Source organism: Embleya sp. NPDC005575 (genome assembly GCF_040605455.1).
In the GTDB taxonomy this organism is placed as follows: domain Bacteria; phylum Actinomycetota; class Actinomycetes; order Streptomycetales; family Streptomycetaceae; genus Embleya.
This window is the reverse complement of the sequence record NZ_JBEXCV010000021.1, coordinates 37,778-52,729: the sequence shown is the minus strand read 5'-3', so window position 1 is coordinate 52,729 and position 14,952 is coordinate 37,778. Positions and strand designations below refer to the sequence as shown.

The 14,952-nt window shown below is 69.1% G+C and carries 18 protein-coding genes; 3 read left to right on the top strand and 15 right to left on the bottom strand.

Annotated features, from left to right (window positions below; genetic code table 11):
• Positions 1 to 39: 39 nt before the first annotated feature.
• Positions 40 to 1,890, bottom strand: a complete 1,851-nt coding sequence (gene glmS / locus ABZS54_RS10235) for a glutamine--fructose-6-phosphate transaminase (isomerizing) (RefSeq protein WP_355533024.1) — start codon at positions 1,888 to 1,890, stop codon at positions 40 to 42.
• Positions 1,891 to 1,983: 93 nt separating this feature from the next.
• Between glmS and coaA the strand changes: the two genes are divergently transcribed.
• Both coaA and ABZS54_RS10225 read left to right on the top strand, forming a co-directional pair.
• Positions 1,984 to 2,952: a type I pantothenate kinase gene (gene coaA / locus ABZS54_RS10230; protein WP_355533022.1), complete on the top strand. Its 969-nt coding sequence runs from the start codon at positions 1,984 to 1,986 to the stop codon at positions 2,950 to 2,952.
• An 18-nt stretch (positions 2,953 to 2,970) separates the two neighbouring features.
• Positions 2,971 to 3,945, top strand: a complete 975-nt coding sequence (locus ABZS54_RS10225) for a DUF389 domain-containing protein (RefSeq protein WP_355533020.1) — start codon at positions 2,971 to 2,973, stop codon at positions 3,943 to 3,945.
• Positions 3,946 to 3,967: 22 nt separating this feature from the next.
• On the opposite strand, the gene glmM is transcribed toward ABZS54_RS10225, so the two are convergent.
• The 3 genes from glmM to rplM all read right to left on the bottom strand — a co-directional run bounded on the left by glmM (position 3,968) and on the right by rplM (position 6,466).
• Positions 3,968 to 5,335: a phosphoglucosamine mutase gene (glmM, locus tag ABZS54_RS10220; protein WP_355533018.1), complete on the bottom strand. Its 1,368-nt coding sequence runs from the start codon at positions 5,333 to 5,335 to the stop codon at positions 3,968 to 3,970.
• 160 nt (positions 5,336 to 5,495) lie between these two features.
• Positions 5,496 to 5,981 (bottom strand): 30S ribosomal protein S9, encoded by a 486-nt coding sequence (gene rpsI, locus ABZS54_RS10215; RefSeq protein ID WP_020549204.1) that lies wholly within the window; start codon positions 5,979 to 5,981, stop codon positions 5,496 to 5,498.
• A gap of 41 nt (positions 5,982 to 6,022) precedes the next feature.
• A complete protein-coding gene (gene rplM / locus ABZS54_RS10210) occupies positions 6,023 to 6,466 on the bottom strand; it encodes a 50S ribosomal protein L13 (RefSeq protein WP_020549205.1) in 444 nt (147 codons plus the stop codon).
• Between the two features lie 530 nt (positions 6,467 to 6,996).
• On the opposite strand from rplM, the gene ABZS54_RS10205 reads away from it, so the two are divergent.
• Positions 6,997 to 7,869: a hypothetical protein gene (locus ABZS54_RS10205; RefSeq protein WP_355533016.1), complete on the top strand. Its 873-nt coding sequence runs from the start codon at positions 6,997 to 6,999 to the stop codon at positions 7,867 to 7,869.
• Between the two features lie 24 nt (positions 7,870 to 7,893).
• Here ABZS54_RS10205 and truA read toward each other — a convergent pair whose 3' ends face one another.
• The 11 genes from truA to map all read right to left on the bottom strand — a co-directional run bounded on the left by truA (position 7,894) and on the right by map (position 14,804).
• Positions 7,894 to 8,736 carry a tRNA pseudouridine(38-40) synthase TruA gene (gene truA / locus ABZS54_RS10200; RefSeq protein ID WP_355533014.1) on the bottom strand — a complete coding sequence of 281 codons (843 nt, stop codon included), beginning with the start codon at positions 8,734 to 8,736 and terminating at the stop codon, positions 7,894 to 7,896.
• 100 nt (positions 8,737 to 8,836) lie between these two features.
• Positions 8,837 to 9,358: a 50S ribosomal protein L17 gene (rplQ, locus tag ABZS54_RS10195; RefSeq protein ID WP_355533012.1), complete on the bottom strand. Its 522-nt coding sequence runs from the start codon at positions 9,356 to 9,358 to the stop codon at positions 8,837 to 8,839.
• Between the two features lie 110 nt (positions 9,359 to 9,468).
• On the bottom strand, positions 9,469 to 10,485 hold the full coding sequence (locus tag ABZS54_RS10190; protein ID WP_020549209.1) for a DNA-directed RNA polymerase subunit alpha: 1,017 nt from the start codon (positions 10,483 to 10,485) through the stop codon (positions 9,469 to 9,471).
• Between the two features lie 117 nt (positions 10,486 to 10,602).
• On the bottom strand, positions 10,603 to 11,229 hold the full coding sequence (rpsD, locus tag ABZS54_RS10185; RefSeq protein WP_020549210.1) for a 30S ribosomal protein S4: 627 nt from the start codon (positions 11,227 to 11,229) through the stop codon (positions 10,603 to 10,605).
• A gap of 28 nt (positions 11,230 to 11,257) precedes the next feature.
• A complete protein-coding gene (gene rpsK, locus ABZS54_RS10180; RefSeq protein WP_020549211.1) occupies positions 11,258 to 11,659 on the bottom strand; it encodes a 30S ribosomal protein S11 in 402 nt (133 codons plus the stop codon).
• Between the two features lie 67 nt (positions 11,660 to 11,726).
• Positions 11,727 to 12,107, bottom strand: a complete 381-nt coding sequence (rpsM, locus tag ABZS54_RS10175; protein WP_020549212.1) for a 30S ribosomal protein S13 — start codon at positions 12,105 to 12,107, stop codon at positions 11,727 to 11,729.
• Between the two features lie 182 nt (positions 12,108 to 12,289).
• Positions 12,290 to 12,403 (bottom strand): 50S ribosomal protein L36, encoded by a 114-nt coding sequence (rpmJ, locus tag ABZS54_RS10170; RefSeq protein ID WP_009740505.1) that lies wholly within the window; start codon positions 12,401 to 12,403, stop codon positions 12,290 to 12,292.
• Positions 12,404 to 12,519: 116 nt separating this feature from the next.
• Entirely contained in the window at positions 12,520 to 12,741 is a 222-nt protein-coding gene (gene infA / locus ABZS54_RS10165; protein WP_018382544.1) for a translation initiation factor IF-1, read from the bottom strand.
• Between the two features lie 196 nt (positions 12,742 to 12,937).
• Positions 12,938 to 13,318, bottom strand: a complete 381-nt coding sequence (locus ABZS54_RS10160) for a DUF1707 domain-containing protein (RefSeq protein ID WP_355533008.1) — start codon at positions 13,316 to 13,318, stop codon at positions 12,938 to 12,940.
• Between the two features lie 35 nt (positions 13,319 to 13,353).
• Positions 13,354 to 13,965, bottom strand: a complete 612-nt coding sequence (locus tag ABZS54_RS10155; protein WP_355533006.1) for a DUF1707 domain-containing protein — start codon at positions 13,963 to 13,965, stop codon at positions 13,354 to 13,356.
• Positions 13,966 to 14,036: 71 nt separating this feature from the next.
• Positions 14,037 to 14,804: a type I methionyl aminopeptidase gene (gene map / locus ABZS54_RS10150; protein ID WP_355533004.1), complete on the bottom strand. Its 768-nt coding sequence runs from the start codon at positions 14,802 to 14,804 to the stop codon at positions 14,037 to 14,039.
• Between the last annotated feature and the right edge of the window lie 148 nt (positions 14,805 to 14,952).

Below are 14,952 nucleotides of genomic sequence, written 5' to 3'. Positions count from 1 at the left end.
GTTCGAGGAGGCGCGGGGCGGCCGAGGAGCCGGATCGAACTACTCGACCGTGACCGACTTCGCCAGGTTGCGCGGCTGGTCCACCTCGTGGCCCTTGGCCGTGGCCAGCTCACACGCGAACACCTGGAGCGGCACGGTGGACACCAGCGGCTGCAGCAGCACCGGCGTGACGGGGATGCGCACCAGGTGGTCGGCGTACGGCACGACCGCCTCGTCACCTTCCTCGGCGATCACGATGGTGCGCGCGCCGCGCGCCCGGATCTCCTGGATGTTGGACACGATCTTGTCGTGCAGCACCGAGCGCCCGCGCGGCGACGGAACCACCACCACGACCGGCAGGCCCTCCTCGATCAGCGCGATCGGGCCGTGCTTGAGTTCGCCCGCCGCGAAGCCCTCGGCGTGCATGTACGCCAGCTCCTTGAGCTTGAGCGCACCCTCCAGGGCCACCGGGTAGCCCACGTGCCGGCCCAGGAACAGCACCGAACCGGCGTCGCTGAGCGAACGGGCCAGCTCGCGCACCGGCTCCATCGTGTCCAGGACCTTCTCCACCATCTCCGGCATCGCCGCGAGCTGCTCGATCACCTCGGTGATCTCGTCGCCCCACTTGGTGCCGCGCACCTGGCCCAGGTACAGCGCGACCAGGTAGCACGCGACCAGCTGGGTCAGGAACGCCTTGGTCGAGGCGACCGCGACCTCGGGGCCGGCGTGCGTGTACAGCACGGCGTCCGCCTCGCGCGGCATGGTCGAGCCGTTGGTGTTGCAGATGACCAGCACCTTGGCGCCCTGCTCGCGGGCGTGCCGCTGGGCCATCAGGGTGTCCATCGTCTCGCCGGACTGCGAGATGGTCACCACCAGCGTCTGCCGGTCCAGGATCGGGTCGCGGTAGCGGAACTCGCTGGCCAGCTCGACCTCGCAGGGCACCCGCGTCCAGTGCTCGATCGCGTACTTGGCGATCAGCCCGGCATGGAAGGAGGTACCGCAGGCGATGATCACCACCTTGTCGATCTCGCGCAGCACCTCGTCCGCGATCCGCACCTCGTCGAGCACCAGGCGCCCGTCGGTGCCGATCCGACCGAGCAGCGTGTCGGCGACCGCCTTGGGCTGCTCGGCGATCTCCTTGAGCATGAAGTAGTCGTAGCCGTCCTTCTCGGCGGCCGACACGTCCCAGTCCACGTGATACTCGCGAAACGCCGCCGGCGCACCGTCGAAGTCGGTCACCGTGATCGCGTCCCGGCGCAGCTCGACCACTTGGTCCTGACCCAGCTCGATCGCCTCGCGCGTGTGCTCGATGAACGCGGCCACGTCCGAGGCGAGGAAGTTCTCGCCCACCCCGCGACCGACCACCAGCGGCGAGTTGCGGCGCGCGCCGACCACCACGTCGGGGGCGTCCGCGTGCACCGCGACCAGGGTGAACGCGCCCTCCAGGCGGCGACACACCCGGCGCATCGCCTCGGCCAGGTCCTCGCCTGCGCCCGGGAACTCCTCGGCCAGCAGGTGCGCGACCACCTCGGTGTCGGTCTCGGAACTCAGCTTGTGCCCACGGTCGGCCAACTCGGCCCGCAGCGCCGCGAAGTTCTCGATGATCCCGTTGTGTACGACGGCGACCCGGCCCACGTTGTCCAGGTGCGGATGCGCGTTCGCATCGTTGGGCGCACCGTGCGTGGCCCACCGCGTATGACCGATGCCACACGTCCCCACCGGAAGCGGCGATTCGGCCAGCGCGCCCACCAGGTTCGCCAGCTTGCCGGCGCGCTTCTCGCTCACCAGGGCGCCGGCGGAGAGCACGGCCACCCCGGCCGAGTCGTAGCCGCGGTATTCCAGCCGCTTGAGTCCGCCGATGACCACATCCAGCGCCGATTGAGCGCCCACATATCCCACAATCCCGCACATGGGGCCCAGCCTACGGGGTCGCCATCGGGGCGACGGAAACGCGTTCGACGGCCCGGCGACGGGTCGCGGGCGCACACTCGGGACAATAAGCACGTGCACTCCTTCGCGGCTCAGGGGCCGGCTCGCGACCTGTCCCCCTTCGTCGAACTCGACCGCGCCGCCTGGACCCGGCTACGGGCCGGGACGCCGCTCCCGCTGACCGCCGACGAACTCGAACGCCTGCGCGGCCTGGGCGACGTGGTCGACCTCGACGAGGTCTCCGACGTCTACCTGCCGCTCTCGCGGCTGCTGAACCTCTACGTCGGCGCCACCCGGGGCCTGGGCCGCGCGCTGACCACGTTCCTGGGCAACGGCGACAGCCCGGGGATACCGTTCGTGATCGGCGTCGCGGGCAGCGTCGCCGTGGGCAAGAGCACCACCGCGCGCATCCTGCGCGAACTGCTCGCCCGCTGGCCCGACCACCCGCACGTCGAACTGCTGACCACCGACGGCTTCCTCTACCCCAACGAGGAGTTGGAACGCCGCGGGATCATGCACCGCAAGGGTTTCCCGGAGTCCTACGACCGACGCGCCCTGGTCCGCTTCGTCGCGGACGTCAAGGCGGGCAAACCCGAGGTCACCGCGCCGGTGTACTCACACCTGACCTACAACATCCTGCCGAACGAGCGACTGACCATCCACCGGCCCGACATCCTCATCGTCGAGGGCCTCAACGTCCTGCAGCCCGCGTCGCCCACCGCCGACGGCCGGCCCCGGCTCGCGCTGTCCGACTTCTTCGACTTCAGCGTGTACGTGGACGCCCGCACCCAGGACATCCGCCGCTGGTACCTGGAACGCTTCGTCAAACTGCGCCAAACCGCGTTCCGCGACCCGGCCTCGTACTTTCGCAAATACGCGGTGATGACCCCCGAGGACGCGCTGCGCTACGCGGAGAACACCTGGGCGACCATCAACGAGACCAACCTGGTGCAGAACATCCGGCCCACCCGCGCCCGGGCCACCCTGGTGCTGCAAAAGGACGCGGACCACTCGGTGAGCAGATTGCGGCTGCGCAAGTTGTGACCCAGGTACCTTCACCGGATGTTCCATCTGCGTCTGATCGTGCCCGCCGACCGCAGCGCCGCGGTGCGTGACCTGCTGCTCGCCGAACCCGGAGCCACCCATCTCGTGGTGTGGCCGAGCGCCGCGGTGCAGCCCGCGGGCGATGTGATCGCCTGTGACCTGGCGCGTGAGGCCACCAATGCGGTGCTCGCCGAACTGCGTGCGTTGGACCTGCACAAGGACGGCTCGATCGCGCTCGAGGACCTGGACGTGATGTTGTCCCGGTCCGCGGATCGAGCGGAGCGGGACGCACCGGGCGACAGCGCCGACTCCGTAGTGTGGGAGGAGATCGAGGGGGCCACCTCGGAGGAGTCCGCGCTCTCCGTGACGTTCCTGGCCTTCCTGGCGGTGGCCACCATGATCGCGGCGTGCGGCGTACTGCTCGACAACCCGATCCTGATCGTCGGCGCGATGGTGGTGGGACCCGAATTCGGCCCGCTCGCCGGATTGTGCGTGGCCGCGGTGCAGTGTCGGCCCCGACTCGCCGCCCGCAGTGCGCTCGCCCTGCTCGTCGGCTTCCCGGTGGCGATGGCGGCCACCATCGCGTTCACCACGCTCCTGGACTCGCTCGGCCTGTTCGACCGCGACATGCTCGAACGCTCGCGCCCGCTCACCGAGTTCATCTTCCAGCCGGACTGGCTCTCGTTCTGGGTCGCGCTGCTCGCCGGCGTGGCGGGCATGCTCTCGCTGACCAGTGCCAAGTCCGGTGCGCTGATCGGCGTCCTGATCTCGGTCACCACCGTGCCCGCCGCCGCGAACGCTGCGGTGGCCATCCGGTACACCGACTACGCGCAGGCGGCCGGCTCACTGGGCCAACTCGGCCTGAACCTGGGCGGCATCGTGTTCGCGGGCACCCTCACCCTGCTCGTCCAGCGCGGCCTGTGGGGCCTGCAGGCCGCACACGCCAAGCGGCGACCCCCGTCACCATCGACGGGGGCCGCCAAGTCTTCCTGAAGCCGCGGGGGGTTCGACTCGGTCAGTCGAGCGCGAGCAGGGTCCGCACGATCTCGGCCAGGCCGGTCGCCTCGTCGCGCGCCTGGTCGTGTGTCTGCGCCTCCACCATCACCCGGACCAACGGCTCGGTACCCGACGGGCGCAGCAACACCCGACCGGTGTCACCCAGGCGCTCCTCCACCAGGGCGACGGCCCGGGCCAGTTCGGGCGTGGTGTGCACCCGGGTGCGGTCCACTCCGGCGACGTTGACCAACATCTGCGGCAACCGGGTCATCACCGAAGCCAGTTCGTGCAGCGGCTTGCCAGTCTCCGCGACACGCGCCAGCAGGCGCAACGCGGTCAGTGTGCCGTCGCCCGTGGTCGCGTGGTCCAACAGCACGACGTGGCCCGACTGTTCGCCGCCCAGCGACAGGCCCGAGGCCTGCATGGCCTCCAGGACGTAGCGGTCGCCGACCGCGGTCTCCACCATCTTGATGCCCGCGGCCTGCATGGCCAGCCTGAGCCCGAGGTTGGACATCACGGTGGCCACCAGCGTGTTCTCCACGAGCTGCCCGCCATCGCGCATCGCCAGCGCGAGCACCGCCAGGATCGCGTCGCCGTCGACCAGTTCGCCGCGCGCGTCCACCGCAAGGCACCGGTCCGCGTCGCCGTCGTGCGCGATGCCCGCGTCCGCACCGTGCTCGACCACCGCGGCGGCAAGCGCGTCCATGTGCGTGGAACCGCAGTCGTCGTTGATGTTCAGGCCGTCCGGCTCCGCGTGGATCGCGATCACCTCGGCCCCGGCCCGGCGCAGCGCGTCCGGCGCCACCGCCGAGGAGGCACCGTTCGCGCAGTCCACCACAACCTTGAGCCCGTCCAGGCGATGCGGCAGCGAGGACAACAGGTGTTCGACGTAACGCTCGTGGCCCTCGGGGTGGTCCTGCACCCGGCCGACCCCGGATCCGGTGGGCCGCTCCCATGCGGTGCCCAACAGCGCCTCGATCTCGTTCTCCACGTCGTCCGGCAGCTTGTGCCCGCCGCGCGCGAAGAACTTGATCCCGTTGTCCGGCATCGCGTTGTGGCTCGCGGAGAGCATCACGCCCATGTCCGCGCCGAGCAGCCCGGTCAGGTGGGCGATCGCCGGCGTCGGCAGCACCCCGGCGCGGTACACGTCCACGCCCGCCCCCGCCAGACCCGCGACCACGGCGGCCTCCAGGAACTCTCCGGACGCCCGGGGGTCACGACCCACCACGGCGAACGGCCGGCGACCGTGCCCTGATTGCGGAATCCCGTCCCGACCGCGTGATCCCAGCACCCGCGCGGCGGCGACCGCCAGATCGAGCGCCAGTTCCGCGGTCAGCCGGCCATTCGCCAGGCCACGTACGCCGTCCGTACCGAAGAGTCGTCCCACAGTTGGATCTCCCGCATACATTCCGGATGTCTCGGACACTACCTTCGAACGCCACTCCCGCAGGAGTACCGCCGGAAAACGCACAGGCCCCGGGGGCACGAACCGTGCCCCCGGGGCCTGATGACGCTGCGAACAGCCGCAGAGGGTGCTGCGAGGCTGTTTAGCGCTTGCTGTACTGAGGCGCCTTGCGCGCCTTCTTCAGACCGTACTTCTTGCGCTCCGTGGCACGCGGGTCACGGGTCAGGAAGCCGGCCTTCTTGAGCGCCGGGCGGTTAGCCTCGACGTCGGCCTCGTTCAGCGAACGGGCTACACCCAGACGCAGCGCACCGGCCTGGCCGGAGACGCCGCCACCGTGGATGCGGGCGTGCACGTCGTAGCGGTCGTCCAGCTCGAGCACCTTGAAGGGCTCGTTGACCAGCTGCTGGTGCACCTTGTTCGGGAAGTACTCCTCGAGCGTGCGCCCGTTGATCTTCCACTTGCCCGTGCCCGGCACGATGCGGACGCGCGCGACGGCTTCCTTGCGGCGACCGGTGGCCGAACCCGCCTGCGGCTCGCTGAAGCGCGAGGCGAGCGACTCGGACGTGTAGCTCTCGAGCGGAAGACCCTCGGTCTCCTCGATCGGGGTTTCTGCAATGGTCTCGGCCACTGTTCTCCTCAAACTATTCGTTCGTCAGGCGGTGGCCGTGACTACTGCGCGACCTGGGTGATCTCGAACGGAACCGGCTGCTGCGCCGAGTGCGGGTGCTCGGAACCGCGGTACACCTTGAGCTTCGACAACATCTGCCGACCCAGGGTGTTCTTCGGGAGCATGCCCTTGATGGCCTTCTCCACGGCCTTCTCGGGGTTCTTCTCCAGCAGCTCGTCGTAGCGGACGGCGCGCAGGCCACCCGGGTAGCCGGAGTGGCGGTACGCCATCTTCTGGCTGCGCTTGTTACCCGACAGGTGCACCTTGTCGGCGTTCACAATGATGACGAAATCGCCGGTGTCGACGTGCGGCGCGTACACCGGCTTGTGCTTACCCCGGAGCAGGGCAGCAGCCTGGGTGGACAGACGGCCGAGCACGACATCGGTCGCGTCGATGACGTGCCACTGACGCTGGACGTCGCCGGGCTTGGGGCTGTACGTGCGCACGGTCGATAGCCTTCGCTTCTTCGTGAGTGTGTGCTTACGGATGCCGACTGGCTGTCCGGGAGATGATTCCGAACCGAATGCGGACTCCGGTGGCCGGCGGCCCGGCGTACCGACTCCACTCAAGCAAGCCAATACGCACAACGAACCGGCACAATACCGGGTCAAGGGGGTGCCGGTCAAAACGAGCAATGGGGCAATGATCTGCTCATGCCCCTCCCCAGCGTAAGCCATCGGCATGGGTGCTCCTACCATGCCACGCCGGCCGTCACCGGATCGGCGGATAGGTACGATGCGCCGAACGACTGGAGCGTCGGCGCATGGGGAGCCGAGGCGGGTCATCCTTGCAGGGGGCGGATATGTCGGGGGTCGGTACACCACCGGAAGACGACGGGCAGCAGCCGTGGAGCGTGCGCCCGGGTGGGCCCGGCACGCCGGGGCAACAACAGCACACGTGGGACCCGTTCCCCTCGCATGCGCACGACCCGCACGCGCAACAACCGCATCAGCAGCCCTTCGCGCAATCGCGACCCGTGCCCGAACAGCCAACACAGCAACAGCAGTTCGGCGGCTCCGCAGGGCCCGACTGGGACGCGCTGGCGGAACAGCGGGACTCGGCGGCCAAGCGTCGCCGGCTGCTGTTCACCGTGGGTGGCGCCGTGCTCGGCCTCGCGCTGGTCGGCGGCGTGGTCGCCGCGGCCATGGCGATGTCCGGCGGCGACGACAAGAAGAGCGCCGGCCCCGGCTCCTCGACCGGCCCCTCCACCGCGTCCTTCGCCCCGGCCAAGCCGACCTTCCGACCCGCACCCACCGTCCCGCCGCCGCCCCCGGCTCAGGCCGTGCTCGCCGACCCGGCCCTGGACAGCGCGCCGTTCACGGTCGAATCCTTGTTCCCGAGCGCGAAGTTCACCGTCAACGGGCGGCAGTACTCGGTGGCCGCGAGCAAGCTGGACAACACCTGTTCGGACGGTACCGACACCAAGCTCGGCCCGGCCGCGCGCAATCAGCAGTGCACCCAGCTCATCCGGCTCGCGGTCATCGGCCCGGACGGCATCGTCTCCACCGCCGCGGTCGCCTCGTTCCCGTCCGCGGACAAGGCGACCGCGATCAAGAACGGCAAGGACGGCGGCGAACTCCTGCCGCTGGCCGGCCCCGGCATCAAGGTCTTGGACACCAAGAAGCAAAAGCACGGCAAGCTGCGCAACTCGGTCGGTCGCTACGCCCTGTTCACCCTCGACTGGTACGCCGACGGCAAGGACCCGGTCGGCGACGACAAACCGATGGCCCAGGCCCAGGACGACGTCGACAAGTTCCTGTGGAACTCGCTCACCGCGCGCGGCGAGGCGAGGTCCAAGCAGATCGACGAGGAGAACAAGCGCAAGGCCCTGGAACAGATCCAGGGCTGACCCGGTCCGGGTTGCCGCCGCGGCTCAGCCGCCGTCCCGGCGCCGCCGGGTCGCGGTGACCCGGTCCGCGAGCAGATCGTCCGCCGGGTAGGCCACCTCCTCCAGGGTGAGCCCGTGCGCGGGCGCGACATGCACGCCCGAGTCGCGCACCGCGCGCCCGAGCACCTCCAGCGGCCAGTCCACCGGCTTGCGCCCGGTACCCACCGCCAGCATCGCGCCGACCAGCGAACGCACCATGTTGTGGCAGAACGCGTCCGCCCGCACGGTGGCCACGATCACCGGCCGAAACGCGGGACCCACATCGGCCCCGGTCGGCGTCTCGCGCGCCCAGGAGAAGTCCTGGAGACAGCGCACCGTCGTGGCGCCCTCGCGCTTGCGGCAGAACGACGCGAAGTCGTGCTCGCCCAGCAACCGCCGCGCCGCCGCGTTCATCCGGGTCTCGTCCAACGGCCGGTCGTGCCACACCACGCTGCCCCGCCGCAGCGGATCCACCCCGCCCGGCGCGTCGCACACCCGGTATGCGTAGCGCCGCCAGATAGCGCCGAACCGCGCGTCGAAGCCCTCGGGCGCCACGGTGATGTCGCGCACCCGCAGATCCCGCGGCAGCGCCCCGGTGACCCGGCGCAGGGCCACGTCGCCCACCGCCGCCCAGATTTCGTCCGGAACGTCGAGATGGGCCACCTGGCCCCGCGCGTGCACCCCCGCGTCGGTTCGGCCGGCCACGGTCAGCTGGGCCGGCTCGGCCAGCCGCAGCACGGTGGTCAGGGCGCTCTCCAGCGTGCCCTGCACGGTGCGCAACTCGCGCTGGCGGGCCCAGCCCGCGAACTCGGTGCCGTCGTACGACAGATCGATGCGCAAGCGCACCACGTCAACCACCTCCGGGCATGGCGCGAGCCCGTCCCCCGTACGAATACGGGGAACGGGCTCGCACTGTGATTCAGAACGCGTGGAGCATGCGACGAGACCGTCAGGCCTTGTCGGCGTCCTTGCTCTCCTCGGCCTGCTCGGCCTCGGCGGCGGGCGCCTCCTCGGTCTCGACGGCCTTCGCCGTCTCGACCTTGGCGGTCTCCTGCTCCTTGACCGAACGCTTCGTGGCGGCCTCGGCCTCGCCGACCGCGGTCTGCGCCACGGTCAGCGCCTCGACCAGCTCGATGACCGCCATGGGCGCGTTGTCGCCCTTGCGGTTGCCGATCTTGGTGATGCGCGTGTAACCGCCCGGGCGGTTCTCGTACCGGGGAGCGATCTCCTCGAACAGCGAGTGCACGACGCTCTTGTCGCGAACGATCGTGAGCACCTGGCGACGGTTGTGCAGGTCGCCCTTCTTCGCCTTGGTGATCAGTCGCTCGGCGACGGGACGCAGCCGACGCGCCTTGGCCTCGGTCGTGGTGATCCGACCGTGCTCGAACAGCGCCGTCGCGAGACCGGCCAGGATCAGCCGCTCGTGGGACGGGCCGCCGCCGAGGCGCGGACCCTTGGTGGGCCTGGGCATGTTCTCTCCTAGATATTCCTGCGCCGGCCGTGTCAGGTACCGGCGTCAGTCCACCCGGGCCGGTCGGCCCGGGTGGTGACAACACCCGAAGGCGTTGTTCAACGCGGCAATCAGTACTGCTCGGTCTCCGCGAAGCCGTGGTCGTCCTCGTCGCCGAAGCTGTCCGCGGCGGCGGTCGGGTCGAACCCGGGCGGGCTGTCCTTGAGGGCCAGGCCCATCCCGTTGAGCTTCGCCTTGACCTCGTCGATGGACTTCGCACCGAAGTTGCGAATGTCCAGCAGGTCGGCCTCGCTGCGCGCGACCAGTTCACCCACGGTGTGGATGCCCTCGCGCTTGAGGCAGTTGTACGAGCGGACCGTGAGCTCGAGCTCCTCGATCGGCAGGGCCAGATCGGCCGCGAGCGCGGCGTCGGTCGGCGACGGGCCCATGTCGATGCCCTCGGCGTCGATGTTCAGCTCGCGCGCGAGACCGAACAGCTCGACCAGCGTCTTGCCGGCGGAGGCCATCGCGTCACGCGGACGCATGGACTGCTTGGTCTCGACGTCGACGATCAGCTTGTCGAAGTCCGTGCGCTGCTCGACACGGGTGGCCTCGACCTTGTACGTGACCTTGAGCACCGGCGAGTAGATCGAGTCGACCGGCACGCGGCCGATCTCCTGGCCCGCCTGCTTGTTCTGCACCGCGGAGACGTAGCCGCGACCGCGCTCGACGGTCAGCTCCATCTCCAGCTTGCCCTTGGCGTTCAGCGTCGCCAGGACCAGGTCGGGGTTGTGCACCTCGACACCGGCCGGCGGCGCGATGTCGCCGGCGGTGACCACACCCGGGCCCTGCTTGCGCAGGTACATCACGACCGGCTCGTCGTGCTCCGAGGAGACGACCAGCTGCTTGATGTTGAGGATGAGGTCGGTGACGTCCTCCTTGACACCCGGCACGGTGGTGAACTCGTGCAGGACGCCGTCGATCCGGATGCTGGTGACAGCCGCGCCCGGGATCGAGGAGAGGAGCGTGCGACGAAGCGAGTTGCCGAGCGTGTAGCCGAAGCCGGGCTCGAGGGGCTCGATGACGAACCGCGAACGGTATTCGTCGACGACGTCCTCGGTCAGGGTCGGCCGCTGAGCGATAAGCATGGGATGCCTCCTGGTAATGACGCCCGCTATATGACGCCAGTGGAAACAAGGATACGGGCGGACCGGCGCAGGGGTTTATGGAAACCCCTGCCCGGTCCGCCCGATCCCGTGGAGCTCTTACTTGGAGTAGAGCTCGACGATGAGCTGCTCCTGCACCTGCGTGTCGATGACCTGACGCGCGGGGAGGGAGTGCACGAGGATGCGCATCTTGCCCGGGATGACCTCAAGCCAGGCCGGGACGGTGCGCTCGCCGGCCTCGGCACGGGCGACCACGAACGGGGTCAGCTCGACCGAGTCCTTGCGGACCTCGATGATGTCGTTGTCGGAGACCCGGAACGACGGGATGTCCGTCTTGACGCCGTTGACCACGATGTGACCGTGACGAACCAGCTGACGGGCGTGGTCACGCGACTTGGCGAAGCCCGCGCGGTAGACCACGTTGTCCAGGCGCGACTCGAGAATGCGAAGCAGGTTCTCGCCGGTCTTGCCCTGGCGACGGTTCGCTTCCTCGTAGTAGCCCTTGAACTGCTTCTCGAGCACACCGTAGATGCGCGCGCACTTCTGCTTCTCGCGCATCTGCAGCAGGTACTCGCTGTCCTTGGTACGGCCACGACCGTGCTCACCCGGCGGGTAAGGCCGAATCTCGATCGGGCACTTCGGGCCCTCGCACTTGCTGCCCTTGAGGAACAGCTTCATCTTCTCGCGACGGCAGCGCTTGCAGTCCGCGCCGGTGTAACGCGCCATTGTTCTTTAACTCCTAGTCAGCTGCTGGTCAGACGCGGCGGCGCTTGGGGGGGCGGCAGCCGTTGTGCGGCACGGGGGTGACGTCCTGAATGGAGCCCACCTCCAGGCCGGTGGCCTGCAGCGAACGAATGGCGGTCTCACGACCGGAACCCGGGCCCTTGACGAAAACGTCGACCTTGCGCATGCCGTGCTCCTGGGCACGACGCGCGGCGGACTCGGCGGCCATCTGCGCGGCGAAGGGGGTCGACTTGCGCGAACCCTTGAAGCCGACGTGGCCCGCGGAGGCCCACGAGATCACGTTGCCGCTGGGGTCCGTGATCGAAACGATGGTGTTGTTGAACGTGCTCTTGATGTGGGCGTGCCCGTGAGCGACGTTCTTCTTTTCCTTGCGGCGCACCTTCTTGGCGCCCGCGCGGCTCTTGGGAGGCATCTGCTGGAAACTCCTGAGGTCGTCGGTCCGCTACGAATTGAGGACCGCGTGATCCGTCGTACGCGGACTACTTCTTGCCCGGCTTCTTCTTGCCGGCGATCGCGCGACGCGGACCCTTGCGGGTACGCGCGTTGGTGTGGGTGCGCTGACCGCGGACGGGAAGACCGCGACGGTGACGCAGACCTTCGTAGCAACCGATCTCGACCTTGCGGCGGATGTCGGCCTGAACTTCGCGGCGGAGGTCACCCTCGACGCGGTAGTTCGACTCGATCCAGTCGCGAAGCTTGATCAGGTCGTCCTCGGCGAGATCGCGGACGCGGGTGTCAGGGTTGACACCGGTGTTCTTCAGCGTGTCCAGCGCACGAGTGCGCCCGACGCCGAAGATGTAGGTCAGAGCGACCTCGACCCGCTTCTCACGGGGGAGGTCGACGCCGACGAGGCGTGCCATATGTGTGGCTCCTGGTTTAGTCGGAGGTCTGGCCCAGCACCGGTCCGGCACACCTTCTGGAGATGTCCTCGGTCCTCGGCCTCCGGCCGAGGGTGGCGTCCCGCACGAAGCGGGGGTCGGGTGCTGCGGCTCTTACGGGGTGCGTCGCGCGTCGATCGCTCGTTGTGCGAAGGGGGTGTTGCTCAGCCCTGGCGCTGCTTGTGGCGCAGGTTCTCGCAGATCACCATGACCCGGCCGTGACGGCGGATCACCTTGCACTTGTCGCAGATCTTCTTGACGCTCGGCTTGACCTTCATGATTTCTCCGGTACGTGTGACGAAGGCGTGCGGGCACGCCGCCGTCGCCGAGTCGGTTATCGGTTTGCGTCCAAGCCCCACACACCACGCACGGCGTGGGCAGGGCTGGGGCTCGCCTACTTGTAGCGGTAGACGATCCGGCCGCGGGTCAGGTCGTACGGGCTCAGCTCGACGACGACCCGGTCGTCCGGAAGGATTCGGATGTAGTGCATCCGCATCTTCCCGCTGATGTGCGCGAGGACCTTGTGCCCGTTCTGAAGCTCCACGCGAAACATGGCGTTGGGGAGCGACTCGATGACGGTGCCCTCGATTTCGATGGCCCCTTGCTTCTTGGGCATGTCCTCCGCGCTTCGTATCTCGGGGTCAGCTACCGTTACTCGGCGCACATGACGAAGCTCAAATTTTTGGCGCCCAGATGACGGGCGCGCCAAACCTGGCTACATGTGAGCCGACGAGTCAGTCTAAGGCACTCGACCGATGAAAGCGAAACCGGGCCCGGAACCACAGGTTCCGTTCCCGCCGGGGCCCGCAGGTCTACCTCAGAAAGTAGACCAGCGCCCATGCCAGCACGCCGAGTGACATCACGACCAACCAAACCTTGTTCAACGTCGCGTTGGAAACCCGCTGACGCCGCCCCTCCGCCGGGCCGTAGGCACCGGCTCGTGGAGGCGCGTCGACGTATGGCCGATACTCCCGCGGCGGCGTCGCACCCGCCGCGTCGTCCCGATCCTCGCGGCCCGGCAACTGCGCCGTGACCGTGTCGAGCTCCCCCACCGTACCCGCTCGCCGGACCGCGTCCAGGCGCGCCCGGTATTCGGACAGCGCCAGTCGGCCCGACGCGAGGTGCTCGCGCAGCTCGGCGGTCACACGTTCGCGGTCCGCGGGGGTGGCGGGAGCGTTCGGATCACGATCCATACCACGAGCGTAGGCCCTGTCACGGCGCCCGGTCATCAGGGCGCGGGGCGCCCGTGCCGCCAGAAGCACATCTGGATCGAGCCCAGCACCGCCGCGGCCGGACCGTAGACCCACACCGGCCAGAAGTACACGACGCCGGAGCCGGCCACCGCGACGAGCAGCCAGATCACCACGTTCAACGCGGTGATCGCGTTCAGCGTGGTCCACGCCGCCCGCAGGGCCCGCGCTCCGGCGGCCCACCCGTCCCGCTCCTGCGGCTCCCGGGGCGCCAGGCCCACGTCCCGGCGCACCCGGTCCCGGACCGGCGGCGGCGCCGGTCTGGGCGTCGGCCACGTCGTGGACTCGGGAAGCACCGGAAACACCGACGCTTCCGGCGCGACCGGCCGCACCAGGGCGGCCCGGGTGCGCGCCGCCTCGTAGGCCATCCGCGCGCGGATCACCTCGACGTCCGCCTCCAGGTGTTCGGGCGGCGGCAGATCGGAGATCAGCCGGGCCAACTCCCCCAGCGTGACCGCCCCGAAGGCGGCCCCCATACGTTCGTTGAACTCTGCGAGCGTCAACCGTCCGACCGCATGGTGGTCGCGCAGAAGCGTCACCGCCGCTTCACGGTCGACGTCGGATGCCCGCATGGTCGGATGCCTCACCATGCCTTCGACAGTAGGCAGGCGCCGAGGCGTCGTACATGGGGCCAGCCCCACCATCGGGCGGGGGTCTGGCATCAGGGACGGGTCAGTACCACGGGCCCGTTCTCGGTGATCGCGATCGAGTGCTCCCAGTGCGCCGCGTGGCCGCCCGCCGTGGTCTTGACCGTCCACTCGTCGGCCAGCGTGTAGGTGTCCGGCTTGCCGAGGGTGACCATCGGCTCGATCGCCAGGCACACGCCGACCTCCAGGCGCGGGCCCCGGCCGCCGGGCCCGTAGTTGAGCACGTGCGGGTCCTGGTGCATCTCGGTGCCGATGCCATGGCCTCCGTAGTCCTCGACGATGCCGTACCTGGCACCGCCCGGCAGCCGGTTGGCCCGGATCGACTTCTCCACCGCGTGACTGATGTCGGTCAGCCGACCGCCGGCCACCGCGGCCTCGATGCCCGCCCACATCGACTGCTCGCACACCCGGCTCAGTTCGAGTACCTCGGGCCGCACCGTGCCGATCGGCACGGTGATCGCCGAGTCGCCGTGCCAGCCGTCCAGGATCGCCCCACAGTCGATCGAGATGATGTCCCCGTCCCGCAGCGGCGTCTCGTCCGGAATCCCGTGCACCACCACGTCGTTGACCGACGCGCAGATCGACGCCGGGAAGCCGTGATAACCCTTGAAGGAGGGAATCGCGCCCGCCGCGCGGATCGACCGCTCGGCGATCGAGTCAAGGTCGCCCGTGGTCACCCCGGGCTTCGCCGCCTCGCGCAGCAACTCCAGCGTGTTCGCCACGACGGCCCCGGCACGACGCATCTTCTCGATCTGCTCGGGCGTCTTGCGTTCGATTCGCATGTGCCGCTTCCTGAACACCGGCATGGCCGTCCTCGTCTGTGTTTCGCCGAAACCTCGGCTCGGCCGAAGCCTTGTCCCCGCCGAATGGTCTCGGCTGAAAAGCACGATGGGCGATCCGGGGTTTCCCCGGATCGCCCATGTGTGATGT